Annotated in this window: 22 protein-coding genes; 12 read left to right on the forward strand and 10 right to left on the reverse strand. The window is 50.8% G+C overall.

Annotated features, from left to right (window positions below):
- Positions 1 to 31 precede the first annotated feature (31 nt).
- Complete coding sequence (gene gldE, locus HU175_RS05100; protein WP_176565557.1) at positions 32 to 1,375, forward strand: gliding motility-associated protein GldE; 1,344 nt, start codon at positions 32 to 34, stop codon at positions 1,373 to 1,375.
- Between the two features lie 26 nt (positions 1,376 to 1,401).
- Here gldE and HU175_RS05105 read toward each other — a convergent pair whose 3' ends face one another.
- The gene (locus tag HU175_RS05105) at positions 1,402 to 2,511 is read right to left on the reverse strand and encodes an LBF_2804 family protein (RefSeq protein ID WP_176565558.1); all 1,110 of its coding nucleotides are present in this window, start codon (positions 2,509 to 2,511) and stop codon (positions 1,402 to 1,404) included.
- 219 nt (positions 2,512 to 2,730) lie between these two features.
- On the opposite strand from HU175_RS05105, the gene HU175_RS05110 reads away from it, so the two are divergent.
- Positions 2,731 to 4,332: a S8 family peptidase gene (locus tag HU175_RS05110; protein WP_176565559.1), complete on the forward strand. Its 1,602-nt coding sequence runs from the start codon at positions 2,731 to 2,733 to the stop codon at positions 4,330 to 4,332.
- Positions 4,333 to 4,409: 77 nt separating this feature from the next.
- On the opposite strand, the gene HU175_RS05115 is transcribed toward HU175_RS05110, so the two are convergent.
- Positions 4,410 to 8,450 (reverse strand): GEVED domain-containing protein, encoded by a 4,041-nt coding sequence (locus HU175_RS05115; RefSeq protein WP_176565560.1) that lies wholly within the window; start codon positions 8,448 to 8,450, stop codon positions 4,410 to 4,412.
- Between the two features lie 312 nt (positions 8,451 to 8,762).
- Between HU175_RS05115 and purE the strand changes: the two genes are divergently transcribed.
- Both purE and HU175_RS05125 read left to right on the forward strand, forming a co-directional pair.
- Entirely contained in the window at positions 8,763 to 9,245 is a 483-nt protein-coding gene (purE, locus tag HU175_RS05120; RefSeq protein ID WP_176565561.1) for a 5-(carboxyamino)imidazole ribonucleotide mutase, read from the forward strand.
- Between the two features lie 17 nt (positions 9,246 to 9,262).
- Positions 9,263 to 10,093 carry a LysM peptidoglycan-binding domain-containing protein gene (locus HU175_RS05125; RefSeq protein ID WP_176565562.1) on the forward strand — a complete coding sequence of 277 codons (831 nt, stop codon included), beginning with the start codon at positions 9,263 to 9,265 and terminating at the stop codon, positions 10,091 to 10,093.
- Positions 10,094 to 10,182: 89 nt separating this feature from the next.
- Here the strand turns inward: HU175_RS05125 and HU175_RS05130 are convergent, their stop codons facing one another.
- Positions 10,183 to 11,049 (reverse strand): DUF481 domain-containing protein, encoded by an 867-nt coding sequence (locus tag HU175_RS05130; RefSeq protein ID WP_176565563.1) that lies wholly within the window; start codon positions 11,047 to 11,049, stop codon positions 10,183 to 10,185.
- 285 nt (positions 11,050 to 11,334) lie between these two features.
- Here HU175_RS05130 and HU175_RS05135 point away from each other — a divergent pair, with 285 nt between their 5' ends.
- From HU175_RS05135 to HU175_RS05165, 7 genes are all read left to right on the forward strand, one after another.
- The gene (locus tag HU175_RS05135) at positions 11,335 to 12,300 is read left to right on the forward strand and encodes a Gfo/Idh/MocA family protein (protein WP_176565564.1); all 966 of its coding nucleotides are present in this window, start codon (positions 11,335 to 11,337) and stop codon (positions 12,298 to 12,300) included.
- Between the two features lie 118 nt (positions 12,301 to 12,418).
- Positions 12,419 to 13,582 carry an AIR synthase related protein gene (locus tag HU175_RS05140; RefSeq protein WP_176565565.1) on the forward strand — a complete coding sequence of 388 codons (1,164 nt, stop codon included), beginning with the start codon at positions 12,419 to 12,421 and terminating at the stop codon, positions 13,580 to 13,582.
- A 68-nt stretch (positions 13,583 to 13,650) separates the two neighbouring features.
- On the forward strand, positions 13,651 to 14,937 hold the full coding sequence (locus HU175_RS05145; RefSeq protein ID WP_176565566.1) for a hypothetical protein: 1,287 nt from the start codon (positions 13,651 to 13,653) through the stop codon (positions 14,935 to 14,937).
- Between the two features lie 78 nt (positions 14,938 to 15,015).
- The gene (locus tag HU175_RS05150; RefSeq protein WP_176565567.1) at positions 15,016 to 15,633 is read left to right on the forward strand and encodes a thioredoxin family protein; all 618 of its coding nucleotides are present in this window, start codon (positions 15,016 to 15,018) and stop codon (positions 15,631 to 15,633) included.
- 62 nt (positions 15,634 to 15,695) lie between these two features.
- On the forward strand, positions 15,696 to 16,241 hold the full coding sequence (locus HU175_RS05155) for a hypothetical protein (protein ID WP_176565568.1): 546 nt from the start codon (positions 15,696 to 15,698) through the stop codon (positions 16,239 to 16,241).
- A gap of 196 nt (positions 16,242 to 16,437) precedes the next feature.
- Complete coding sequence (locus tag HU175_RS05160; protein WP_176565569.1) at positions 16,438 to 17,151, forward strand: DUF3291 domain-containing protein; 714 nt, start codon at positions 16,438 to 16,440, stop codon at positions 17,149 to 17,151.
- A gap of 102 nt (positions 17,152 to 17,253) precedes the next feature.
- Complete coding sequence (locus HU175_RS05165) at positions 17,254 to 19,371, forward strand: peptidylprolyl isomerase (RefSeq protein ID WP_176565570.1); 2,118 nt, start codon at positions 17,254 to 17,256, stop codon at positions 19,369 to 19,371.
- A gap of 62 nt (positions 19,372 to 19,433) precedes the next feature.
- Here the strand turns inward: HU175_RS05165 and rdgB are convergent, their stop codons facing one another.
- From rdgB to HU175_RS05180, 3 genes are all read right to left on the reverse strand, one after another.
- The gene (gene rdgB, locus HU175_RS05170) at positions 19,434 to 20,012 is read right to left on the reverse strand and encodes an RdgB/HAM1 family non-canonical purine NTP pyrophosphatase (protein WP_176565571.1); all 579 of its coding nucleotides are present in this window, start codon (positions 20,010 to 20,012) and stop codon (positions 19,434 to 19,436) included.
- A gap of 79 nt (positions 20,013 to 20,091) precedes the next feature.
- Positions 20,092 to 21,009 (reverse strand): FKBP-type peptidyl-prolyl cis-trans isomerase, encoded by a 918-nt coding sequence (locus HU175_RS05175; protein WP_176565572.1) that lies wholly within the window; start codon positions 21,007 to 21,009, stop codon positions 20,092 to 20,094.
- Positions 21,010 to 21,095: 86 nt separating this feature from the next.
- Positions 21,096 to 22,127, reverse strand: a complete 1,032-nt coding sequence (locus tag HU175_RS05180) for a DHH family phosphoesterase (protein WP_176565573.1) — start codon at positions 22,125 to 22,127, stop codon at positions 21,096 to 21,098.
- Between the two features lie 226 nt (positions 22,128 to 22,353).
- On the opposite strand from HU175_RS05180, the gene HU175_RS05185 reads away from it, so the two are divergent.
- Positions 22,354 to 22,773, forward strand: coding sequence for a nucleoside-diphosphate kinase (locus HU175_RS05185; RefSeq protein WP_176565574.1), 420 nt, complete (start codon positions 22,354 to 22,356; stop codon positions 22,771 to 22,773).
- A gap of 45 nt (positions 22,774 to 22,818) precedes the next feature.
- On the opposite strand, the gene nth is transcribed toward HU175_RS05185, so the two are convergent.
- The 4 genes from nth to HU175_RS05205 form a co-directional block, all read right to left on the reverse strand.
- A complete protein-coding gene (nth, locus tag HU175_RS05190) occupies positions 22,819 to 23,472 on the reverse strand; it encodes an endonuclease III (protein ID WP_176565575.1) in 654 nt (217 codons plus the stop codon).
- 60 nt (positions 23,473 to 23,532) lie between these two features.
- Positions 23,533 to 23,784 carry a hypothetical protein gene (locus HU175_RS05195; protein ID WP_176565576.1) on the reverse strand — a complete coding sequence of 84 codons (252 nt, stop codon included), beginning with the start codon at positions 23,782 to 23,784 and terminating at the stop codon, positions 23,533 to 23,535.
- Positions 23,759 to 24,358: an RNA polymerase sigma factor gene (locus tag HU175_RS05200; RefSeq protein ID WP_176565577.1), complete on the reverse strand. Its 600-nt coding sequence runs from the start codon at positions 24,356 to 24,358 to the stop codon at positions 23,759 to 23,761. Before HU175_RS05200 ends, HU175_RS05195 begins: the two co-directional genes overlap by 26 nt.
- Before the next feature lie 472 nt (positions 24,359 to 24,830).
- Complete coding sequence (locus tag HU175_RS05205; protein ID WP_176565578.1) at positions 24,831 to 25,397, reverse strand: hypothetical protein; 567 nt, start codon at positions 25,395 to 25,397, stop codon at positions 24,831 to 24,833.
- Positions 25,398 to 25,529 lie beyond the last annotated feature (132 nt).

Consider the following 25,529-nt stretch of genomic DNA (forward strand, 5'->3'; position numbering starts at 1 on the left):
GTGCTCGATTGTTGAACGAGATATAACGTAGATGGACCATAGTGATCCCCTTCCTCGACAGGTGCTTCCAGCTTTAACGGGCTGGAGCACCTATTTTGATTTATACGCCCCCTATACGGCGCTTATTCTGCTGCTCCTTGTGCTGGCCGGTCTGGTTTCAGCCTCGGAAGCAGCTTTCTTTTCGTTATCTCACGACGACCGGATACGCTGCCGCGATAGCGTTCAGGCCAACGAGCAGCAGATTGCTCGTCTGCTGGAGCGCCCAAAACGCCTGCTGGCTTCGCTGGTTATATTTAATAACCTGCTGAATATAAGCGTAGTAGTTATCGTTACGTATCTTACCTGGACCGTTTCTCAAACCGCTTACCAGTCCATCTGGACGCTGCTGGGCGTGGTATTAACGACAACCTTTACTATTGTTCTGTTTGGTGAGATTATCCCCAAAGCCTACGCTAGTCAGAGTAGTTTGAGCGTAGCCCGACGAACAGCTCCTTTGGCTCAAATCGGGTTATTTGTTTTCCGTCCTTTCTCGATGATGCTGGTTAGTCTAAGCAATCAGATCGATAAGAGAATCCAGCGACGTGGCTACAAGCTATCTGTCGAAGAGCTGAGTCATGCGGTAGAGTTAACGGGAGGTAGCTCGTCGGCTGAAGAAAAAGAAATGCTTAAAGGCATTGTCAATTTCAGCAGCCTTACTGCCCGGCAGGTGATGCGGCCCCGCCACGAAATATCGGCCCTATCCAATGAGCTAACCTTTGGTGAATTAATGGCTCAGATAAACGAATCCGGTTATTCGCGCGTGCCGATTTACCACGAATCACTGGATCAGGTAGAGGGAATTCTGTACATCAAAGATCTGCTGCCGCACATCCAGGAGTCGGATGCATTCAACTGGCAATCGCTGTTACGCCCGCCCTATTTCATTCCGGATAACAAGAAGATCGACGATCTGCTGCAGGATTTTCAGAAACGCCGTGTTCATATTGCGATCGTTGTGAATGAGTATGGTGGTACGCGGGGCCTAATCACGCTGGAAGATATAATCGAAGAGATCTTCGGCGACATTAATGACGAATTCGATGAGGAAATTCCCGAAGGCTATCATCGGGAAGACGAGCAAACTGTAGTGTTCGAAGGAAAAACGCCCATCATCGAATTCTGCCGCGTGCTCCATATTGACAACACTACGTTTGAGGCCGTGCAGGGAGAAAGCGAATCGTTAGGTGGGTTGCTGCTGGCTCTGTTCAACCGATTGCCAAGAGCGGAGGAAAAAATCAGCTACGCGAACTTTACCTTCGAGATTCTCTCCGCCGACGACAAACGGATTCACGAGGTGCGCGTGACCAAAAATCAGGATGTACCCGTGGAGAAGTAGTTTTCTCCCAAGTAGAAAATCAGTCATCAGACCCAGAGACCTTTTCCCTGATTATACTCTTTGCCCATTTTTTGAATATCCCGGATCGAGTACGTCAAAAAGCCCCGCTTTTGCAGTAACCGCAACTGCCGCTTCTCAATCCAGGACAACCGGCCATCAACCAGAACACCAAAAATGATAAGCCGTTCCAGACTCTGGCGGGCATGGGGCGATACATGAGCGATCTTGTTGATAAACTCACCCGTCAACTGATTGTTAATGCGCAGATCAAAACGATCTACCAATGTCTCCGTCAGCAAATAATGAGCGTAATTGTACTGACGCTTCAGAATGGCCACGTACTGTAAGGCTTCCAGAATAAGGGGACGAAATTCAGTATCTTTTCCCCACTCATCGTGAAGTTCATTGACAAATTCGCGAATCGTAGCCGGAGCCATTACCCGTACCTGCGCTTCGTGCAGTACCTGCCAGGAAGCATACGAATTCCAGAGAGCGAAGATTGGCATACCGAGCAGATCTGTGAACTGACGTAACACATACCGGCCAAGGAAACGACGGAACAGAAATTTTACCAGAAACTGACTCAGGAAAGCTTTTACTTGGTTGAGCAGGAAGAAGATTGTTAGCCCCCATCGTGGCATGTTCAGGTAGGGATCGATACCAAAACGAAAGACTCCCTGATTAGCTTTTTCAAGAGCCGCGTCGGCCAGCGCCCGCAAATGACGATCATACTGCGCGTCGTGGGCACGGGGAAACTGGCAGACGTGCATGATCGTTTTTACACCCAGCAGATTGAGACCGATAAGCAGGTGAATTTCGATATAGACGATCAGAACGCCATATATAATCGTAACCAGCGGCAGCTGAAACGTAGTGTCGAACAGGGTTAATGGTGTACTCTGGAAAAAATCCGGCCAGTTATACTGGGGAATATAAATTAACAGCACCCCAAGGACCCCTACCAGTGCAGCCAGACTAAGTGTTAATACCTTCGTCCGCTGGATAAGGCGGGTCTCGACGGGGTTCAGTACGTATGGTTCATCTGTAGGGTGAGCCGTTTCAAGCGCCCGCCTTAAATACCGCAAAGCCAGATGATCGAGCGGACCGACGCCATTTTTTGGAGGCCTTGTAGACATAATCCTTATTAACAGTGGAATTATTTCTACAACTACAAATTTGAACCGGTTGTTAACAAAAAGATAAAAACCGTTAGGCAGAAAACAGGACCATTCAGTAACCTTATGATTTTGTTAAACCAGTCCTCAGAAGAGAGATTTTAACAAGTTTTAAGAATTGCTGAATAGACTTTTCCAGATTTTATTGAGCTTTACTGCAAAGCAGAACGTTTAGAGTATATGAAAACACTCCTAGTATATGCAGCAATGGGTCTGCTGGCAACAGGGGCGGTGGCACAACCATCCCAGTGGTATCTCTCGGATAAATCGGATAAGTCGGCCGGGATCAGTGTCGAAAAGACATACCGCGAACTGTTGAAAAATCGTAAGCCAACGCCGGTTGTGGTGGCGGTTATCGATGGTGGAATTGATACGACGCACGAAGACCTGCGCCGGGTACTTTGGGTAAACCCAAAAGAAATTCCGGGCAATGGAATTGATGATGATAAGAACGGGTATGTCGATGATATCCACGGCTGGAACTTCATCGGCGGCAAAGATGGACGTAATGTAAGCTACGAAACGGCCGAAGTAACTCGCCTGTACGCTAAGCTAAAGCCTAAATACGAAGGAAAAACCCGCACGGGGCTCAAACCTGACGAACAGAAGGAGTTTGATCTTTACAAAAAGACAAAAGCTGAAGTCGAGAAAAATCAGGCCCAGTACAAGGCGCAGTACCAGGGAATAAGTCAATTTTATATGCAGTTCGGGGGGGCTGTGAACGCGATCAAAAGCGCATATAACCTTAAAACGCTGGATACGACGGCCCTACGGAACATCGCTGATACGACCACAAACGAAATGCTGAAAGGGCCGGTCAGTGCGATTCGGCGGTTCATGCAGCAGCAGGAAGTCGCCAATACTGACGACGTAATCAGCGAACTCGAAAAGGCCAACGAGCAACTCAAAGGCCGGGCTGAATATAACTACAACCCGGAATTTGACAGTCGGGCTATTGTGGGTGATAACCCGGAAGACATGACCGAAAAGTACTACGGCAACCCCGACATTGCCGGGCCTCGCCCTGATCACGGAACTCACGTAGCCGGAATTATTGGAGCTGATCGGACGAATGAACTAGGTGTCAAGGGTATTGCCGACGCGGTTCAGATCATGGGCGTCCGGGCCGTGCCCGACGGTGACGAGCGCGATAAGGACATTGCCAATGCCATTCGCTACGCTGTTGATAACGGCGCGCAGATTATCAATATGAGCTTTGGTAAAGACTACTCGCCAAACCGCAAAGTGGTTGAAGATGCTGAACGCTATGCACTGTCGAAAGGCGTATTGATGGTACACGCTGCTGGTAACGACGGCAAAGATATCGACACGGCTGCCAACTACCCAGCTCCTCGGTTTTTGGATGGGAAAGACATTCCAAACGTAATTACGGTAGGGGCCAGCGCTGAGAGCACCGGTGATGATCTGGTCGCCAGTTTCTCGAATTACGGTAAAAAATCGGTCGATGTTTTTGCGCCAGGCCGGGCTATTTATTCAACTGTTCCCGGTAGTAAATACGAGAACAACGATGGCACCAGCATGGCCTCGCCGGTTGTAGCGGGTGTTGCTGCCGTGCTCAAATCGTACTTTCCAAAACTGACCTACGCTGACATCAAGCGGATTATTGAACAGTCGGCAACGCCTTACGCGATCAAAGTGCATAAGCCAGAATCGACGGATACGGTAGATTTCAAAGGGCTGTCTAAAACGGGTGGTGTTGTTAATCTGTACGAAGCGGTCAAACTAGCTATTGCGCAGGAAGACGCTACTAAGGGCAAATAAGACACAAGGGTCTGCTCATAAAAGCAACAGCCCGCTACCTGAAGGTAGCGGGCTGTTGCCATTTTGGGGTAGGGCAACTATTGCTTCTTAATTCGTTTAACCCAGATTGATTGAGACGCCTGGTCATTGATAACAACCAGGAAGGTGCCGCCGGGTAGATCGCCAATATCCAGGTCAACCGAATAGTCGACACCGTTACGTTGTAGGGGCGCCGTTCGAACCGTAACTCCCCGTAAATCGGTCAGGCGGACAATAGGTGTGGACGAGAGCATAGGCATATTCATCAACGAGACTGTAATCTGATGCGTTGCCGGGATTGGGTAAACGCTCAGCGTTCGCTCCTGAACGGTAGGCTCCGCTGCCAGAATCGTTACGTAGGTCTCGTCCGAAATCAGCTCACCGCAGCCATTAACGCTGCCCCTGACGGAGTAGCGACCCGACTGAACAACAGTAAGGCTCGTGCTGGTAGCGTCGGTAATGGATACACCGTTTAGAAGCCACTGAATATTGCTACGAGCGCTGGTTGTTAACGTCAGGCCACTGGTTGTAATTATTGGCATGATAGGCGTCTGAACCACTACGGCAACGGTTGACGAACGAACCGGTGGACACCCATTCGCAATCTGGACCGCATAACTGCCCGCCGTCGCAGTCGACAAGGTGCTGCTGGTTGCTCCCGAAATAGCTTGTGCGTCACGGTACCATTGGTACGAATAACTAGTACCCAAACCTGCCTGTAGTATCAAGCTGGAACCCTGACAAATGCTGGTCGATCCATTAGCAGTCAGTGTAGCGACAGGAGTCGTACCGGAAGTTGCCGGAACAGCTACCCGTTGTGGCCCCGCGCAGTCTAGTGCCCGTACCCGCATATCATAGAAATAGTACCAGGCCGTTTTTAGCGTGTCCATGGTTGTACCATTATCATATAGTGAGCCTTTTACTGAAACCAGCGGGGTTCCATTCTGCGCGGTCAGTTGGAATGGAAAACCCGTAACGCCTACGTTGCTCCGGAAAATGGATGCACCGTCGGCATAGCTGATGGCTATTTTGTAATCACCCGTTGCCGGAATGCGGAGGTTCAACGGGTACACGGCTCCCGGATCATTTGGATCATCGACCAACTGCCCATTGCTGACCGCAGTCAGACTTTGGCTGCGCGTTGGTTGCACATCCAGCGTGACACTCGAAACAACCGTATTGTCGTATTTCTGAACGGTGAAGGTGAGCTTTCCGGCTGCCGCAATGTAGAGACGAGCGCTTTCGATCAGGAGCGGAACTTGGGTTGATACTAGGGGAGCGGGCCCAAAATTACCGGCATACGAACCGCCCCCGAAGGCGCTTTTGCTGACTGGTCCGACCATGCCCGAAAAATCATTTAGCCCTGCGTACAGTTGCCCGCCGGCAGGTAAGGTTCGGAGTGTTTGCTGGTTACCGGCTGCGAGCAGATTGCCGCCTGTGGGCGCATCGTACCAGTAGGCCACTCCACTACCTGCATTACGTAACGAAAGGGTATCGCTGCCGCAACGCATGGCCGAAAAAATTCCGCCTGTTGACGCCAATGCGGCAGATCTGGTTTCGGCAAGGGTGTTATTCGTGGCGTTGAGGTCGTTTGGTAAGCTGGTCGTAATCGCGAATTGATACGTTTGGCCCGCCTGCAGAACAGTGCCGGTTGGCAGGGCCAGCGATAGCGTGGTTTCCCGGAAAGCCGCGATACTAGGCACCGTACCCGTCAGCGTAGCAACGGAAGCGCTGTTGGCATCGGTAATGGTAACGGATACCGGTACGTTCGTCTGCGTAGCAGCGCCATAGTTACGCACACGCACGGTGACAAACTGCCCCGGCTGACTACAGAAATTGGCTTCCGGTGATACCAGCGCTGTAGTACCCACATCGTTTGTGGTTTGAATGACGTTGAGCACATAATCCTGTGTCTCGCCGTTCGCATACGTACCACAACTGGTAACGTTTGCTGCATTGTCAGTTTCAGTCGCTACAATGCGGAAACGAAGAATCTGACCCGGCTGAACTGTCGTCGGGACGGTAATTGTCGCGGTGAATTGGCTCGAATTCGTCAGCACTGTCGACGTGGCTACGGTTTCGCCAGCGTCGTCAAAGCTGCCGTTCTGATTCCAATCGATAAAGGCTTTGATAGCTGCGTTCTTCGTTGCGCCACAGGTGCCCAGCGAAACTATCAGCGGTATCTGTTGCCTAGCCTGAACGGACGTAGTAACACCCGAAAAATCGGTGTAAGCCGTGCAGCCTGTAGCGCCCGCCTGATCGATTGTATTGAACTGAACGCGGCTAATTTTGGTGTCGGCCGTTGAAGTAGCTCGTGATACGCAGGACGCCGTACCCCCAATGCCACTGAGTAACAGCGCATAATCCTGCTTAGCTCCGCTTAACGTGCCTTTATGCGTAACGGTCAGCGTGTATGTTTTGCCTGGAATTGGATTGGCAACGAGCACCTGTTCAATATTATCTCGAACGTTATCCCCTCGTGTAGCAGAATTGGCGGGATTGGCAGGGTCCAGCACCCAGGGCTGCGTTGTCGTAGTGCCGTCACTGACACGCAGGTCAAGATCGTTGACCAGCCGTGGTGTGCGCTCGTTAAGGGCGTTCGTGGCGGTGCCAGCGGGGTCGGTCCAGCAAATTGAGGCCATTAGCGGCCCCCGACCCGAAGCGACTACCGTCAACGAATAGGTTTCGCCCTGGTTGATGGTGCGTTCGTTGAGTAAGTAATTCTTGTTCGTATTAAGAATAACCTGTCCGGCCCGCTCGGTATTCATAAGCCCCCAGCCAAAGCGATAATCCGGTCCGGGCGACGTACCTGCTTCGTCGGCCGTGTGCAGAATTAAGCCCCGCAGCGTTGACGAACGCATGAACGAACCGTTATTACGCTGGCTGTATAGCTCCTGTAACAGTAATGCCGAACCAGCTACGGTTGGCGACGACATAGATGTACCATCGTAAGCCGCATAGGCACTGTCATTCGTGGAGATTGACGACAGAACACCAACGCCTATGCCTGCAATGTCTGGTTTGATGCGGCCATCGTCAGTAGGCCCCCAGCTACTGAAGCCGCCAAGAACAACGTCGGCCGGTTGGTTATAGCCATACGGTAAGATACTGGCGGCTGCTACCGACAGAATATTTTTGGCCGTTCCGTATGTGCCAACCTGGTCGTAACCGTTCTGGTTGGCACGGGGTACTGTACTGATTACATCAGATGAGCTAAGGTAGTAAGGCTGTCCAGCCGTCGGGCCGTTTGAGCCGTGGTTATTTCCTGCTGACTTAACGATCAGATAGTAAGGGGCGTTTTGGGCTATCTGATCCCAGCTTCGGGCCGTTGAGTTATAAACCCCGAACTTATAATCTTCAGTCTTACTAACCGTGGTGTCGCCCCACCATTCCCATTTGGTCGTTGTCTTCCGATCACTGTTATAGATCCAGCCAGCCTGCGAACCATAGGAGTGATTGGAAACTAATAAATTAGGTGCAGCCGATGTCATCTCTGTAGCATCGTTTTCAAAATCATAGGCTCGTAAATTGGTACCAAAGGCCATACCCCGTACCTGCGGATTGACGCCGGCTGCCATGATGATGCCCGATACGTGTGTGGAATGTTCACTAAGTGCAGTGGCATTATCTACTTGCGTTATGCGGCTTCCAGTACCTGTTGGCGCTTTGAACTCAACGTGCGTGCTGCGTACCTTGCCCCCGTCCCAGATCGCAATTTTGTTGGAGAGCGTACTGCCTGACAATGATACGCCCAGACTGCCGCCCGAATACAAGGATGAGGTTCGCAGGCTCTGGCCCGCTTGTGTTGCACTGTAGGTAGTATTATAAAGGAGTTCGCCCGTTTCGCTAATACCGCTCAGGATGACTACCGTACCGTCGGATCGGCGCTGTTGGAGGGGACGACCCAGTTTCTGGGCCACATTAAGGGCTCGCTGGTAGTTTTCTGCCCGATCGGCCGTAATGATCCGCTGAATTTCAAGCTGTTTGGCCTGTTGCTGCGCCGTGTACTGAGGAAGTGGCTGACCGCTGCTGTAGAAAGAGATAAGAAGGAATACACTCGCCAGGGGCAGGCTATTCCGTAACCGTAAAAAATGACGCATACAGAAAAGAAAAGTCAGTCGATATACCTTGATTGTGCAGTACAAATAATACGACTAGAACGCTGATTTCGTTGCGGTAGCATAGGGCGGTAACCGAATTAATTTGCTGTTAATCTGCAAGTCATGGCCTGACAAGCCAGTGTAACAAAAATGTGGTTTAAGCGGATGCAGGAACAGCTCGATTAAACCAATGGCTGATAGATGCATCAAAAATTGCAGACGCGGCCCGGTAACAAAAAAATAGGAGAACGACCGGGAAAAGTCCGCCAATCTTACGTTACTTCGCAGATAGTCAATTACATTAATTTCTGAATGATCGGTATTATCATGGGTAGCCTGTCGGACCGTAAGGTCATGCAGGAAGCGGCCAGCGTTCTGACCACGCTTGGGGTCGCCTGGGAAATGGACATTGTATCGGCGCATCGGACGCCCGAAAAAATGGTCGACTACGCAAAGTCAGCCCGCGACCGGGGGCTTAAAGTTATTATTGCCGGGGCCGGTGGGGCTGCTCACCTGCCAGGTATGGTAGCCTCACTCACTACGTTGCCCGTTATTGGTGTTCCCGTCAAATCCAGTAACTCCATCGATGGCTGGGATTCTGTATTGTCTATCCTGCAGATGCCCGCGGGCGTTCCGGTAGCAACAATGGCGCTGGATGGTGCCCGTAACGCAGGCATTCTGGCCGCGCAGATCGTTGGTGCATTCGACGAACGAGTAGCACAGAACCTGGCTACGTTCAAAGAAGAACTGAAGGAAAAAGTAGCCGATATGAGCCGTCAACTTATTACGCCCTGAGCGGATAACAACGTATTATGGAAACCGATAAAGAAACAACAAACTCACGCCCTAATAACAACTCCAGCATTCCCGCTCTGACCCTCGTGGTGCTGGTCGGCATTATCGTTGCGCTGCTGTATGTGGGATATGATTACATCTCCGACGACACGAACGGATCTGACGAACTGACGAACGTAGCACTAGATACGACGACGCAGCAGGCGCTGGTACAGGAAGATCCAGAAATGCTGATGGCCCCCCAGGAAACGGATACCTCGTCGCAGCCCGCACCCGTCGATCTGTCGCAGGCTGAACCCCCTGCCGACGTGCCGGTAGCCGACGCTACAGCCGAAGAGGTGGCCGCGGCTAACCGGGAAACGACTAATAAGCCCGTAGCCGAAAAGCCGGTAGCCAGTGCGCCCAAAGAAGAAAAGAAAGCATCCGTAGCGAAAGCCGAGCCGCCGAAAGTTGAGAAGAAGGTCGAGAAGCCCGCTGCCGCAACGAAGGAGGAGAAAAAAGAAGAGCGGCCCGTCGAGAAAGTAGCTGTGAAGCCGGGTGGTGTAACGCGTCCGTATACCATTGGTAACGGTGAAACGTTCTACGGGGTTGCCAACCGGTATAACATGAAACTCAGTACGCTGAAAGAACTCAATCCGGGGGTATCGGAGTCGGATGTAAAGGCGGGTGTGACCAAACTGAACGTAAAAGTGATGGCGGTTCATACGGTTGGACCGGGTGACGTTCTACGTGTTGTGGCGCAGAAATACGGCGTCAGCAAAGAAGCCATTATGCGGGCCAACAAGAAAAGTAAAGACATCGCCACCCGTGGCGAAAAGTTAATTATCCCGTATCCGGAGAAGAAATAAACAAGGAGGAGAGGGAGGAAGGAGGAAAGGATTTTTGAAGACATTCGCTTCATTTTTCCTTTCCTCCTTCTTCCCTCTCCTCCTTGTTCCTATTTTTTCTCATACACCAACCCCACCGTGAATCGTAGGTCGTTGTTCAGGCGGCCTGGAACAACGAGGCTCTCGTAGGCATTGGCCAATGTAGAGCGGAGGCTGACGAGTGTCGTTAACTTGATTTGCAGGCTGACACTAGCGTTCCAGCGGATGTTATATTGCCCCAGGGCGGGCTGATAAAAGGCCGTGTGCGTCACTTTGAACCGATCGGCTCCGAATGTGTATTCGCCGTAGAGCCGGGCCGAGTTTCGGATGATATTGATGTCATTCAACTCAACGAAATCGGTGAACTCCTGCACCAGTACGTTGGTGACCGAGATGTACACACGTTTCTTGTCCACCAGTTTATAACCCACTCCCCCCGCTACGGTCCAGCGTCGGTCGATCTGCCGGAGGTTACTCCGTTCGAAGGAGCCAAAAGCCAGATAATAGAGCCGGTTGGCGTACCGGTACGTCGTCCGGAAATCACCGAACCATTCGCGTTCAGCCAGTACACGGCTCTGCTCGCCATACACAAACGACGGGTTACTGGAAATCTTGAAGTAGTTACTCAACTCGTAATCGGTGGCGCCGGCCAACTGCAGCAGTGTCCGGTTGACATTACCGCTGGTAATGGTACCGTCGGCGGAGAAGCGGTACCGTACGGTATGGACTCGATCCGGCTGAGCTGGTTTCTTTGCGGCAATAGAATCGGCGATCTGTCTGGCTCTCGTTGAGTCTTTATTGACCTTAATCGAGTCTGTCAGGATGGGCTCTTTGGTAGAGGGCCGTAGAGGGTCAGCCTGCTCGACAATCTGCCCGAAGACGGGGGTAATCAGGAAAAGAAAGCACAACGGAATGAGTAGGGACCAGTATTTTTTCACTAGTAAACAGGATGGTAAGGCCGCAACTTAGGAAAAAACTATAGATTTGACTGCCGACCAGCCCGGTAATTTAGGCTGTTCATCTTCTCTCAACTTGTGTCGTGTTCAGAAGCTGGTTGAATTAATCGCTTTGGCCGCTAAGCGCGTCTTTTAGCTGCCAACTGCGTTACTTTTCTCGCCCGTAGTATGGCTACGTCTTCGAAAAGTGCCTGCTTCGGCGGTCCGATTGTTGACAACAAAAATTCACTACTTTTCGGCCTAAATCGCTAACTCAAACAGCTTCTTATGATTCGCTGGGGTATTCTGGGGCCGGGCCATATCGCCCATAAATTCGCAAAAGACTTACTAACAGTACCCGACGCTACGTTGTACGCCGTCGCTTCCTCCGATCAGCAGCGGGCGGATGAGTTCGCTGGTCAGTATGCTATCCCCCATTCGTTTGGCCGGTATGAGGATCTGCTGACGCTGCCGGAGCTGGATGTCGTCTATGTGGCTACACGCCATATTCGGCATCACGACGATGCCGTTATGCTGCTTAACGGGGGCAAGGCCGTATTGGGTGAAAAACCGTTTGCCATGAATCTGGCGCAGGTGCAGCATATGGTCGATACGGCGCGTTCGAAACGGGTGTTTCTGATGGAGGCCCTCTGGAGTCGGTTCATGCCGACATTACTGAAAGCGCGCGAACTGGTTGAATCAGGCGCGATTGGTCAGGTTACAGGCGTCCGGGCCGATTTCGGTTTCAAAGCAATGTTCGACCCCGAAGGGCGTCTATTCGATAAAAAACTGGGTGGTGGGGCTCTACTGGATATCGGTATCTACCCCCTGTTCTGGTCTTATTTTATTTTGGGAATGCCGCAGTCGATTAAGGCTACCGCTACGTTCGGATCGACGGGCGTCGATGAGCAGGTTGGTATTATTATGACGTATGCCGACGGAGAAATGGCCATACTAGACAGTACGTTACGAGCCAAGACGCCCTGCGAAGCCTTTGTATACGGTACCGAAGGTTTGATCAAGGTGCATGGCCGCTGGCACGAAAGCACCAGCCTGACCGTCGAACGAATCGGCGAGGAACCCGAAACTCATACGTTTGAGCGGGCGACCTTTGGCTACAACTTCGAAGCGAAACACGTTATGGACTGCCTGACCAACGGTCAGACCGAAAGCCCGCTCTGGTCGCTAACCGACAGCCTGAATCTGATGACTTTACTGGATCAGGTGCGCGCCGAAGCGGGGATAGAATATTAGGGGGGAAGGAGGAAGGGGAAGAAGGAGGAAAGGGATTGCTGACGCTCGCTTTTCCTCTACTCCCTTTCTTCCCCCTCGTCCCTTTCCTCCCTTTCCTCCTTTTCTTTACCTTTGCCCCATGACTGACCGTTATACCCAGCGCGGAGTTTCCGCCAGTAAAGAAGACGTTCACAACGCCATTGCCCAACTCGATAAGGGCCTGTTTCCAAAAGCTTTCTGCAAAATCGTACCGGATACGCTCGCTGGTGACCCCGATTTCTGTACGATCATGCACGCCGACGGAGCCGGAACGAAATCATCGCTGGCGTACCTCTACTGGCGCGAAACGGGCGACCTGAGTGTGTGGCGGGGAATTGCGCAGGATGCTATCGTGATGAATACCGATGATCTGATCTGTGTAGGCGCTACCGGACCCATGCTCTTGTCGTCGACAATCGGTCGGAACAAGAATCTGATTTCGGGTGAAGTTATCAGCGAAATTATTGGTGGTACCGAAGAGGTACTGCAGATGCTGCGCGACCACGGCGTCGAGATTTACAGCACCGGTGGCGAAACGGCCGATGTGGGCGATCTGGTACGTACCGTCATTGTTGATAGTACGGTGATTGCCCGGATGCGTCGTGATCAGGTAATCAGTAACGATCGGATTCAGGCGGGTGACGTTATCGTTGGGCTGGCTTCCTTTGGGCAGGCTACTTACGAAACACAGTACAACGGTGGAATGGGCAGCAACGGCCTGACCTCGGCCCGGCATGACGTATTAGGGCATTACCTGGCTGGCAAATATCCCGAGAGTTTCGATCCGGCAGTTGACCAGTCGTTGGTCTACAGCGGCTCAAAAGCCCTAACCGACCTGGTTGAGTCGACTGGCCTGACCGTTGGCCAGCTTATTCTCTCGCCAACGCGTACCTACGCGCCCGTTGCCAAAGTATTGCTGGAAGAGCTACGACCGCAGATTCACGGAATGGTCCATTGCTCGGGCGGGGCGCAAACAAAAGTGCTTCACTTTGTTGATAATGTGCATGTTGTCAAAAATAATCTGTTCCCCGTTCCACCCCTGTTTCAGCTGATTCAGGAGGAGAGCGGTACGAGCTGGCAGGAGATGTATAAAGTCTTCAACATGGGGCATCGGCTGGAAGTATACCTTTCCGAAACCTATGCCCAGCGCGTTATTGACATCGCAAACTCGTTTGGTATTGATGCTCAGATCATTGGTCACGTAGAAGCCTATGAGGGTAAGCGAGTAACTATAGAAGCTGAAACGGGCACATTTATCTACTAAATAGTGGTATAAGTAGGTATAAATGAATAGTTTGCGACGGATTTGTACCATCGTAACACACACTATTCATGTTTATTCGTTTCCTGACTGCCATGCTGGGCTTCCTGGCTGTTGGCGTTCGTTTGTATGCTCAGACGACTTACTTCGAACAGAACTTCTCTGCAGGCGGTACTCCCGCATCCTACGTTAGCAGCACGCCCAACAATTCGCAGGTCAATGGCCTGTCCGGACTGAATGCTACCATTACAAACAACGCTGTTCAGTTTAGCCGCCCGACCGACGCCAGTACGGGCTACATCTCCCGGTCGTCGAACTTTGCGGGAACACCCACCTCGTTGCACGTTCAGTTTAGTTTCGAAGTGATTTCGAGCGATCCGTCGGTGACGGGTACGAGTGCGGTCATGTTCTATGTAGGTAGTAATTTTAGTTCTGGCCCAACCAACCCAAACAACGGCGACACGTATGCCCGATTAGGGATTGCGCTGGCGTCAACGGGCTCGGGACAGTTTCAGGTGCGTACCGTGCCCAGCGGTGGGGGGGGACTGGTCAGCGCGTCATTTTCCGGAAAGCATACCATTACGTTTGCCATGAACAATTCAGGGGCTGCGCTCAAATACGTATCGCCCACCGGTGTTATGGAATCCCTGCCCGACGATACGTATGACATCTGGGTAGGTACGACGAAATTTGCCAACGACCAGGCCGTACTAACTGCTAATCAGACGATCAATAATTTCAAATTTCGGCTCAATGATGGCGTTGGTGTCATGCAGATCGGTACTATTATCATGCGCGACATCAGCGGTTCGCTACCTGTCTCTCTGCTTTCATTTACGGCAAAACCAGAAGCGAGCCAGGTACAGTTAGCCTGGAGTACTACGTCGGAACAAAACGCCGATCGGTTCATTATCGAACGGAGCCGCGATCTGACCGAGTACATTCCCCTTGGTGAAGTGGCGGCAAACGGAACAACCTCGACCCGGCAGAATTATGGCCTGATTGATACCCATCCAGTGCCGGGCGTAAACTATTATCGCCTTACACAAATCGACTTTGACGGAACGGCCTATGCGTACAAACCCATCGCTGCCATCGTCCGGCCCAACGACCTGGGGTTGATGGTCTATCCGCAACCAGCCAGCCCCGACCGGATTCATGCCCAATTCTGGAATGTCGAAGAAGCTCAGATACGTTTGTTGATGCATACTGGGCAGGTCGTTTCCGGTAAACTGGAGCAGACAAACGATGGGGGTATTGATTTTATACCCGCACAGCCGTTACGACCTGGTCTATACTTGCTGGAAATAATAGCGCCCAACGGGCAGAAACGCACGCAGAAAGTGTTCGTTCCCTAAAGCTTGAACCGGAATTAATCATTTTGTCGCTAACGTTGTCTAAACAGTGAGCGCTAAAAAAGCGACTTACGGCAACAAATGAGATATTTACTAATTGCTGCCCTGACTCTGTGCTGGATGATTGTCGGTACGGACAGTCAGGCGCAGCTCCGGCAGGGCTACACGCTGGGAGACGTCGTAGTCAATTTCAGCCTGAAGAATGTGGATGGGAAATCCGTTTCGCTGGGCGATTTTCGGAGCCAGCGGGGCGTCATTATTGTCTTCACGAGTAATCATTGTCCGTTCTCGAATGCGTATGAGGAGCGGCTGATGGCCCTGAACCAGAAGTTTGTTCAACAGGGGTTTTCAGTAGTAGCCATTATGTCCAGCGATCAGACGGCTTATGCCGACGATACATTTGAGCAGATGAAAGAACGGGCAAAAGCGAAAAATTATAGTTTCCCTTACCTGCTGGACGATACACAGACCGTAGCGCGTGCGTTTGGGGCCAGTCGTACCCCGCAGGTTTTTGTGCTGAATCAGGCAAACGGGCAGTTCGTTCTCGAATATACAGGAGCGATTGATGACAACCCGCAGGACCAGGCGGAGGTGCAGCGTCAGTATGTCGACGAGGCTGTCAGTAATTTGCTGGCCGGCCGACCGGTGCAGTCGCCTATTACCAAGCCCGTTGGTTGCGCCATCAAGTGGAAGCAGTAGAACTACCAGGAGTTGGCACAGCATTTGTCCAAGTAGAAGCAGAACTAAACTACACAAGCGCTATGAAAAAGACACAACTCGCTTTAGGACAACTCCGGAATTTTGGTGGTACGATGATGCTGGTAGCCTCGCTGGCACTTTTGCAGGCTTGTAGCTCAGACAACAAAAATGAGTCGCGTACCGAAGATGCTATGGAGCAGACGGGTGATGCCATGAAAGCCGATGCTAAAGATGCTACAGCTGAAGCGCGTGAAGATATGAGAGAAGCTGGCGATAAAGCCGAAGCAAAAGCAGACGAAGTTGGTGACGATTTCGAGCGGGAGCGCAAAGAGGCTGTCTCTGAAATGAAGGAGCAAAAAGATAAGCTGGACGCTAAAATCGATGATTTGCAGGCTGATATAAAACGTCAGGGTGCCAAAGCGAAAGCTGAATCGAAAGAGGAACTGGCTGAACTGGAGCAGGATCGGAAAGAACTGGGCAACGACATCGACAAAGCGCAGAACGCATCGGCTGCGGCCTGGAAAGATATTAAAGCTGGTTTTAAAAAGGCAGGCCGTAACATTGGCAATGCTTTTGACAAAGCAGGTGATAAACTTGATAACAACTAATATCCGGCTCATAGTAGCTGGCTAGATAGTAGCATATAACAAACGCCGACCTTAAACTAGGGTCGGCGTTTGTGCGTTACAGGTGTGGCTGGTTCTCCCCAACTTTGTTGATTATTGGTTAAAGAATTATGGACAAGATGGCGTGTGAAATATATTCTGCTCACGTAGCTAAAAATTTTTTCGTGCACTGGATCGGATGAGTATCGTAACAGTGACCGCTTTTCGGTACGCGGTAGGCGCTCGTTTCCGGGCTTTCGCAAATATGGGGCGCTGGCTACGTCAGCCAGCTCAGGTACCCGCATTGCAGTTTGGAAAGCTGATGGGCAGCGGACATAGTTTCGGGTTGGTACCCGACTGGTCGACTTACGTTTTTCTGGGCGTCTGGCCTGATTTAAACACAGCGCAGCAATTCAGCCAGTCAGCGTTGTTTCAGCAATTACAGACGGGGACAGAATCGGTCAGTACGTTGTATCTGACACCGCAGCGCTCCCACGGTTTATGGAGCGGACAGAATCCATTTCATGACGAGAATGGAACTTCCCTGCCCGTGAGCCCAAACTTACCAGTTGCCGTATTGACCCGCGCGACGATCCGGCTCCGCGCCTTACCCGACTTCTGGCGTCACGTACCACAGGCCCGTCAGCGTTTGCAGCAGCAGGGTAATCAGCTCTTGTTTGGGATTGGTGTGGGTGAAGTACCCATCGTGCAGCAGTGTACCATCAGCGTCTGGCGCAGCCCGGCGGCTGTTGATCAATACGCCTATCGACAGAGTGGACATAAAGAGATTGTTCGACTGACCCGGCAGCGAAATTGGTACACCGAAGAATTGTTTGCTCGTTTCGGTGTAGTGGGTGCTGAAGGCGAATTATTTACTGAAATTGCCAATCAGTTGACGGACAATCAGTCGTGACCACAAAAAAGCCTATTTTGTATCGTTATTCAGAACAATTTCGCTTGTATTACAGCCAAGTAAATTGTTATTTTGCGGGCTAAATTGTACGTAAAAAGCGAAATGTCTGTCATTAACAAGATCAGAGAACGTTCAGGGTTGGCCGTAGGCATTATCGCCGTCAGCTTGCTCCTGTTCATCGTGGGTGGTGATTTGCTCGGCGGCCGGAGTACGCTGTTCGGGGGAAACCAGCAGGAGGTTGGCGAAATTGCCGGCCAAACCATTGACTATCCAGAGTTTAATGCGAAAGTAGATCAGCTGCGGGCGCAGTTTGAACAGCAAGCTGGGCGGGCTCCCGCCGAGCAGGATCTGGCCCAGATCCGCGAACAGGCCTGGAATCAGTTCATCTTTGAAATTGCTTACCAGAAGCAGTTCGATAAACTCGGTCTGAAAGTATCGCCCGAAGAACTGGTGGATATGGTACAGGGGAACAACATCAGTCCTTCTGTTCGGCAGGCATTTACGAACCCAGAAACGGGCGTATTTGACAAGTCAACCATTATCAACTACCTGAAAGGGCTGAAAAACCTGCCGCCACAGCAGCAGGCTGCCTGGGCCAGCTTTGAGCAGAACCTGAGCTCTGACCGTCTCCGCGAAAAATATGAAGGTCTGATGCGTCTGTCGGTTTTCGCTACAACGGCTGAAGCGCAGAAAGAGTATCAGGCGCAGAATACAAAGGCCAACGTTAAATTCCTCTACGTTCCTTTTTACGCGGTCAACGATACGGCCATTAAAGTAACGGATTCGCAACTGAAGGACTACCTGGACAAACATAAGGAAGATTACCCCGGCGCCAACAGCCGCAGTATTCAGTACGTTACGTTCTCGATTGCTCCATCGAAAGAAGACAGCGCTACGCTGTACAACGACATTAAATCACTGGCTCGTGGTCTGGGTGCTGCTAAAAACGACTCGACCTTTGCGCAGCAGAACAGTGATGTTCGCGTACCCCTTTACCTGACAGCCGGTGAGATGCCAGAGCAACTGCGGGCGGCTATCCCAACCTTCGCGCCGGGTGGTATTTACGGTCCCTTCCGGGAAGGCAATACGTATTTTATCTACAAATACGGCGGTACGAAAAAAGATACCAGCTTCACCGCACGGGCCAGCCATATCCTAATCAGCACCCAGCGTGCGCAGGGGGATTCGGCGAAAGCCAGCGCGCGTCGCCGGGCCGAAGATCTGCTCCGTCAGATTCAGGGTGGTGCCAGCTTTGAAGCCTTGGCGCAGCAGTTCAGCGAAGATGGATCGCGGGCACAGGGCGGTGACCTGGGGTACTTCAAAAACAACGGGCAGATGGTGAAACCATTCGAATCGGCCGTATTTGGTGCTACGTCGGCCGGTCTGATTCCCCGCGTCATTGAAACAGACTTTGGTTACCACATCATCAACGTAACCCAGCCTAAAACGAACACGCTATATCGGATTGCGGCTATCGGTAAAACGATTAACCCCAGCCAGACCACGCGTGATGAAGCGCTGCGGAAAGCAGACCAGTTTGCGTCGGAAGCTAATACCAAGGAAGAGTTCGATGCTAAAGTGAAAGAAGACAAATCACTTGTGGTAGCAACGGCCGAACGGATTCCAGAAAATGCCAACCAGATCAATGCACTCAGCGATGCCCGTTCGATAGTTCGCTGGGCATTTGATAGTAAGACTGACGTTGGCGACGTATCAGAGCCGTTCGAACTGGGTGACCAGTATGTTATTGCAGTGCTGACAAATGCAACCGATGAGGACGATGTGAAAGTTGACGATTACCGGACTGAGCTGACTGCTAAAGTTCGTAACGAACTGAAAGGCGAGCAAATCATCAGCAAGCTGGGTAACGCCAGTGGTTCACTGGAGGCCATCGCGCAGAAATACGGCGCGGGGGCACTGGTTGAAACCGTTGACGATGTAAACCTGGCAACGGGCTTCCTGCGTAGTGCGGGTGTGGATCCAACGGCACTGGGTAAAGCATTTGGTCAGAAGGCCGGTAAGCGTTCGAAACCATTCGTTGGCGAGAGCGGTGTCCTGATTATGGAAACCACCAGCATTACACCAGCCCCAGCTGTTGCTGACTACTCGATCTATAAAACGCAGCTTCAGCAGAACGGTGCTTCACGTACCAGCTTCTATATCAATGAAGCCATTAAAGAAGATGCTAAAGTAGAAGACCGCCGGGCGAAGTTCTATTAAGAGCGTGCCTGTATGACATAAGAAATCCCCGACTACGTTGCGCGTAGTCGGGGATTTTCGTTTTAACTGATCTGACTCTGTAAATAGATAATCATTTTCCCCAAGGCCTGTGCCCGGTGGCTGATGGCATTTTTCTCCTCGCTGCTCATCTGGGCGAACGTCTTATCGTATCCTCGTGGGCGAAAAATCGGATCGTAGCCGAAACCTCCCGTTCCCTGCGGTTCACCGATAATGTCGCCCTCGATAATGCCCTCAAACTGGTGTTCGACCCCGTGGAGGAGTAAGGTGAAAACCGTAATGAATCGGGCTTTACGGCTTGGTTTACCGGCCAGGTTCGTCAGCAGTTTCTGAATGTTCTGGCTGGCGTCGCGGCTGCCTGAATAGAAAGCGCTGTCAACGCCCGGTTCGCCATTGAGTGCGTCGACCTCTAGGCCCGAATCGTCGGCAAAGCAGGACTCGCCAAAATGGGTCCAGACGTATTCGGCCTTCTGCCGTGAGTTGCCGGGAATAGTGCCCGACGTTTCGGGCAGCTCATCCGTACAGCCAATGTCACGTAGTGTTTTCAGGGTAAAGGCATCCCCCAGCCGGGCGGCTACTTCATCGAGTTTGTGTTGGTTATTGGTAGCAAAGCATAGTTCCATAAGCACAAAAAAGCCGTTTTAGCGTATAAACTCCAAAACGGCTCTTGTGACTGAGAAAATTTTCCGGAATCAGATCGGCTTAGCGGCCTGGTTGCGGCTGTGGCATGCCCATCTGGCCCGGCTGACCTTTTTGAATGTCGACCAGTTCAATGTCAAACGTCAGCACCGAGTTTGGCGCAATGCCCTGATTGCCGCGGGGGCCGTACGCTAGCGTCGATGGAATAACCAGCGTTGCTTTTTCGCCCTTGTGCATTTTCATGACACCTTCGTCCCAGCCGGGGATAACCATGCCTACGCCAATCTGCAGCTGAGCAGGTTTGCCACCCATTTGAGGATTGGTCAGGGAGCTGTCAAATACTTTACCGTCCAGCAGTTTACCGGTATAATGTACCAGTACCACATCCCCAGGTTTTGGTGTTGGGCCGCTGCCGGGCTGCGTCGTAACCATGAACAGACCCGATGGGCTTTTCTGGCCTTTGCCCGCCAGACCGTTTTTCGCCACGTAGTCATCAACAATTTTTGCATCAATCGCTTTTTGCTTCTCAAAATCAGCCGCCTGCGATTTTTTGTATTCGTCTTCGGTCTGAATGTTCATCACCTTAACGGCGATACCAATGTCAGAGCCTTTCTCAACGCCCGGAGGCAGTGGCTGCATTGCCCGGGTAAACAGAGAATCGGCACTCACGTAGAACGTAGCGCTGTCGCCTTTGCTCAGCATGGTCAGGCCTTCTTCGTAGGAGCCTTTGAACGGTGGAACCTGCAGCAGCATCTGAAAGGGAGCACCTTCTTTATGCGTGTCACGCAAAACGGAATCTTTGTTATTCAGCAGCGTCAGGTGCATCGTCAGAATGTCGCCGACTTTACCCTTGCGTTCGTTGTCGCTTTGTTCGTGAATCTGGTACTTCAGGCCATTTTCCGTTACCTGAACGCGGTTTTTGCCGCAGGCCGCTGCAATAGCGATGATCAGAACGGCTTGCCCGAGATGTTTGAAAGACATGAGAGATTAATGGTTAGATACTAATTTTAGAATGAAACGATGGCCAACTCGTTATTTGGTATAAGCCGGTAAAAACAACAAACAGTTCAGAACGTAGCCAATAACTGCTGCTGGTATTGGGGTAGAATCGATAAAAGCTTCTGCTCTGTCTCCTGCAACGACAGGCTGGAGCGCCCACCAGCCGCGTTGCGATGGCCACCACCGTTAAAATGTGCACTGGATAAATCCCGAACGGAGAAGTTGCCAATTGAGCGGAATGAAATACGAATTTCGTCCAGACGATCAATCAGAATAGCGGCCATCACGACGCCGTCGACGGAAAGCGCGTAGTTCACCATGCCTTCTGTGTCACCAGTTTTGGAGCGGTATTGCTTCAACTCGGCGTCGGTCAGGGTAATGTAAGCAAACTTGTACTCAGGTAGTACTTTGAGTTTTTCGTTCAGAACGTAGCCCAGCAACCGGAATTTATCGAGCGATACGTTGTCAAAAATACGACGATGAATGCTGCTGACGTCAATCTTCAAATCGACCAGTTCTGCCGCCATGCGGTGCACATTACCGGTTGTGTTGGAATGGCGGAAAGAACCCGTATCAGTCATCAGGCCGGCATACAGGCATTCGGCAATGGGAACGTCAATCAGGTTTTTATCGCCCAGCTCAACAATCAGGCGAAAAACAAGCTCAGTTGTTGAGGCCGCCGTAGGATCCCAAAGAGCTGCGTCAGCAAAGGATTCCGGTTCGAGGTGATGATCGATAAGCACCTTACGGGCACGGGACTGACGAACCATAGGGCCGAGGTCTTTGATCCGATCGAGGGCCGAAAAATCGAGGCAAAAAATAAGATCTGTTTCGGCCATCATCTGACTGACCGACGCCCGAATTTTCTCTTCGAACACAACCACCTCATCATTCCCCGACATCCAGTAAAGACTCTGAGGGTAGTCAGTGGGCGTAACAACCGTTACCCGATGACCTTTTTTACGTAGGTAACCCGCCAGTCCCAGGGATGATCCCATCGCATCAGCGTCTGGATTCTGGTGCGTGGTTATCAGGATCGTTTGTGCGGGACTACTCGGCGTTTGACCAATCAGCGCGCTAATCGCGTCAATGTCTTGCATACTAATACGGCCGAAGCCAAAATCGAAGATCAAAAGTACGAATAATTTGCATACTTGCGGGTCAGACCGCGGGCGTGGCTTTTCGGAGGAATGAGTATATTTGGCGCAGTCGGTGTATTTCGATGAAACAATCAAGTCGCACCCATTCTGTTAAGTGAGCCTCTGGCGCTCTGAGCTACTAACTAACCAAACAATCAAACTAAGACAGACAGCAAGCTAACCCAATATGGCAACGAATCGAACATTTACGATGATCAAGCCCGATGCAGTAGAATCTGGCTACGTAGGAGCAATTATCAAACAAATTGAAGAAGCCGGTTTTCGGATTGTCGCGATCAAGAAAACACAGCTGACCACCGAACGGTCGGGACAGTTTTACGCCGTTCACCGGGAGCGGCCGTTTTACAATGACCTGCGTACCTACATGGCATCGGGTCCAATCATACCGATGATTCTGGAAAAAGAGAACGCAGTTGCTGACTTCCGCAAGCTGATCGGCGCTACCAACCCAGCACAGGCCGAAGAAGGAACGATCCGGAAGCTATACGCAAAATCTATGGAAGCCAACGCTATTCATGGCTCCGATTCCGATGAGAACGCCGAAATAGAAAGTAATTTCTTCTTCGCGACGACCGAACAGTACTAATACGTAATGAGCCTGGACAACTAACTAGTCCAGGCTCATTACGTATTAGGCTGTCTGAGCAACAAGCTTCTCGTAGTATTTACAGAAGCTCCTCAGGTCACACTCGTTACATTTTGGGCTGCGTGCCAGACAGATATAACGCCCGTGAAGAATCAACCAATGGTGCGCTTTCGGGACATACACCTTGGGAATATGAGCCATCAGCGCTTTCTCAACGGCCAAGGGGGTGGTTGTTGTTAGCGGAGCTAGGCCCAGTCGATGCGAGACCCGGAATACGTGCGTATCAACGGCCATAGTCGGCTGGTTATATACCACCGATAAAATCACGTTAGCCGTCTTACGACCCACACCCGGCATCAGTTGTAACTCCTCGACCGTTGCCGGGACTTCTCCACTAAACTTTTCCAGTAGTATCTTCGCCATCCCGACCAGGTGTTTAGCCTTGTTATTCGGATACGACACACTACGAATGTACGTGAACACTTCGTCGGCCGAGGCCGCAGCCAGTGATTCTGGCTCCGGAAACCGGGCGAACAGAGCCGGTGTAACCTGGTTAATCCGTTTGTCGGTACACTGGGCGGACAAGATAACCGCGACCAGCAGTTCATACGGATTGCTGAAGTTAAGTTCGGTTTGAGGTTCCGGGAAATGCTGGGTAAAGTATTCGATGAACAGCCGAAAGCGTTCTTTTTTCTGCATAGCAAAACTGAAGCGCAGATCGGATGATCTGCGCTTACATGACAAAACCCACCAAGTAGACTACGATTGACGCAGCCGGATAGGTGGGTTAGCCGAATGGTATTTGGAGTAATTTAGAATTGACTGAACCGTATCCTGACGGGGCTGACGCTCAATCTTATCCAGCAGCGCTTTTGTTTCAAGCGTATCCAGGAAAAAAGTCATCAGGTCCGGCTCGGTCATCATTGCGTCTTCAATGAGCAGATTTTCCTCGGGAGAGGTCTCCTCATAGACGTACCGGATTACATCATTTTGGGTAAATGTTTTTATCATAACTTGGCGAACGTTTGCTCAGTTGTTTGCGCAGATTGATCAGCGCATAACGCATACGTCCCAAAGCTGTGTTGATACTAACACCGGTCGCATCGGCAATTTCCTGGAAACTCATTTCCTCGTAATGCCGCATAATAAGCACCTGCCGCTGTTGCTCCGGCAACCGCTGGATTAACTCGCGCAAATGCTCGTGTGTTTCCTGGCGAATCTGCTGCGATTCAATTGAATCCTCGGCGAACTCAAGCGTATTAAACACACTGCTTCCGTCCTCAAACACTACATTGGGATAGCGTTTATCTTTTCGGAAATAGTCAATGGCCAAGTTGTGAGCAATTCGGATAATCCAGGGTAAGAATTTGCCTTCTTCGTTGTATCTACCCGACTTAATCGTGTCCACGGCCTTAATGAACGTGTCCTGCATTAAATCTTCTGCCACGTATTGATCTTTGACGATCAGGTAAATGGTTGTGTAAATCTTCGATTTGTGCCGCTGCACTAGTTTAGCAAAGGCTTTTTCATTACCACGGATATACAGGGAAATCAACTCACTGTCGTTTACCTGGGCTTTTTCCATTTTCAGTAAGACAATTAGGTAACGTAGAGCAGTGTTTCGATAGTGTATAGTTTAAAGTGTTTTTATTACCGGCCCGTATTGCGAATCATAAAATAAAAAGATTATTCGCTAAAATGCAACAGGTTAGCGTAAATAATTTACTATTTATAGATCTATGCTACAAAAACTAAGCCTAAATAAAATATAAACAATAATAAGACGAATTCTACAATAAAAAAAGCTTATTAATAGAAAAAATAGGATTGAGTAAAGAAATATATAGTATAGATACAGCCCTACCACATAAGGTTTAAATGCGACCCTAGCATTAGTATAATCCAATTACTAATGTTAAGACAATAATATGCAGGAAATGGGATTCATGCTGGTATGCCTGTACCTAGCCACCTGCTTTTTTTAACGAGCGGGACAATTCTTATCGAATGATGCAGGCTGGTTACTTAATAAGTACGTAGTAAAGACAAATCTGGTTTTATAAGGTGCCCTCAACGAAGAAGGTACTCTTATCAAAAAAGGGTAGTTGCTGAAAACCGGTCAGACGGTAGTGGTGAATTGACCAGGAGGTACCGGTTGTGGGCGTGCCTTCCAGCAGGATACGCCGTTCCGATGTATAGAGCGGGTTACTGGTAGCCAGTACGGCTTCGATCCGCCGGGGTTGCTGAGTCTGGGTGTCCAGGCGAACCAGCAGCGAACGAACGGTTAAACGCTCCTCGGTTGGTTTGAGGGTGTATTGGTACGTAGCCGAGTCCGGACGGGTAATCTGGTAGCTATTTCGTAACGCAGGTTTGTTGATGTCGGCCTGCATGAACAGTTCCAGCTCGCGTGTCCAGTTGATGTTACTGGTCTGATGCTGACTTTTGTTGCTATTAATCTGTACAGCCTTGCTAACCAGCGGTTTTGCGGCCGTCAGGGCTTTTACCTGATTCTGAACAAAGCCAGCGACGTCGTAATAAACGTTTGGCTGGTTTTGCTGAACGGGGTTGTCACAGCCAGCGAGTACGGGTAAAAATAAGAAGCAGAAACGATACAGAAAACGCATAACAATGAACCACAAAATAGACCCAGACGGATGGGCTTGTGAGTTCAGCAACACGATTTTTCGGAAATCGGTTTGGGTAATCAAATTCTGAACCAAATTTGCAGCCACATTGCTTCTATTATAGCTACTAAT

The organism is Spirosoma sp. KUDC1026, assembly GCF_013375035.1.
Lineage (GTDB): Bacteria > Bacteroidota > Bacteroidia > Cytophagales > Spirosomataceae > Spirosoma.

What these genes read in the sequence shown, in the direction of transcription:
- gldE (WP_176565557.1), top strand. Translation starts at nt 32, where the DNA reads ATGGACCATAGTGATCCCCTTCCTCGACAGGTGCTTCCAGCTTTAACG.
- HU175_RS05105 (WP_176565558.1), bottom strand. Translation starts at nt 2,511, where the DNA reads ATGTCTACAAGGCCTCCAAAAAATGGCGTCGGTCCGCTCGATCATCTG.
- HU175_RS05110 (WP_176565559.1), top strand. Translation starts at nt 2,731, where the DNA reads ATGAAAACACTCCTAGTATATGCAGCAATGGGTCTGCTGGCAACAGGG.
- HU175_RS05115 (WP_176565560.1), bottom strand. Translation starts at nt 8,450, where the DNA reads ATGCGTCATTTTTTACGGTTACGGAATAGCCTGCCCCTGGCGAGTGTA.
- purE (WP_176565561.1), top strand. Translation starts at nt 8,763, where the DNA reads ATGATCGGTATTATCATGGGTAGCCTGTCGGACCGTAAGGTCATGCAG.
- HU175_RS05125 (WP_176565562.1), top strand. Translation starts at nt 9,263, where the DNA reads ATGGAAACCGATAAAGAAACAACAAACTCACGCCCTAATAACAACTCC.
- HU175_RS05135 (WP_176565564.1), top strand. Translation starts at nt 11,335, where the DNA reads ATGATTCGCTGGGGTATTCTGGGGCCGGGCCATATCGCCCATAAATTC.
- HU175_RS05140 (WP_176565565.1), top strand. Translation starts at nt 12,419, where the DNA reads ATGACTGACCGTTATACCCAGCGCGGAGTTTCCGCCAGTAAAGAAGAC.
- HU175_RS05145 (WP_176565566.1), top strand. Translation starts at nt 13,651, where the DNA reads ATGTTTATTCGTTTCCTGACTGCCATGCTGGGCTTCCTGGCTGTTGGC.
- HU175_RS05150 (WP_176565567.1), top strand. Translation starts at nt 15,016, where the DNA reads ATGAGATATTTACTAATTGCTGCCCTGACTCTGTGCTGGATGATTGTC.
- HU175_RS05155 (WP_176565568.1), top strand. Translation starts at nt 15,696, where the DNA reads ATGAAAAAGACACAACTCGCTTTAGGACAACTCCGGAATTTTGGTGGT.
- HU175_RS05160 (WP_176565569.1), top strand. Translation starts at nt 16,438, where the DNA reads ATGAGTATCGTAACAGTGACCGCTTTTCGGTACGCGGTAGGCGCTCGT.
- HU175_RS05165 (WP_176565570.1), top strand. Translation starts at nt 17,254, where the DNA reads ATGTCTGTCATTAACAAGATCAGAGAACGTTCAGGGTTGGCCGTAGGC.
- rdgB (WP_176565571.1), bottom strand. Translation starts at nt 20,012, where the DNA reads ATGGAACTATGCTTTGCTACCAATAACCAACACAAACTCGATGAAGTA.
- HU175_RS05175 (WP_176565572.1), bottom strand. Translation starts at nt 21,009, where the DNA reads ATGTCTTTCAAACATCTCGGGCAAGCCGTTCTGATCATCGCTATTGCA.
- HU175_RS05180 (WP_176565573.1), bottom strand. Translation starts at nt 22,127, where the DNA reads ATGCAAGACATTGACGCGATTAGCGCGCTGATTGGTCAAACGCCGAGT.
- HU175_RS05185 (WP_176565574.1), top strand. Translation starts at nt 22,354, where the DNA reads ATGGCAACGAATCGAACATTTACGATGATCAAGCCCGATGCAGTAGAA.
- nth (WP_176565575.1), bottom strand. Translation starts at nt 23,472, where the DNA reads ATGCAGAAAAAAGAACGCTTTCGGCTGTTCATCGAATACTTTACCCAG.
- HU175_RS05195 (WP_176565576.1), bottom strand. Translation starts at nt 23,784, where the DNA reads ATGATAAAAACATTTACCCAAAATGATGTAATCCGGTACGTCTATGAG.
- HU175_RS05200 (WP_176565577.1), bottom strand. Translation starts at nt 24,358, where the DNA reads ATGGAAAAAGCCCAGGTAAACGACAGTGAGTTGATTTCCCTGTATATC.
- HU175_RS05205 (WP_176565578.1), bottom strand. Translation starts at nt 25,397, where the DNA reads ATGCGTTTTCTGTATCGTTTCTGCTTCTTATTTTTACCCGTACTCGCT.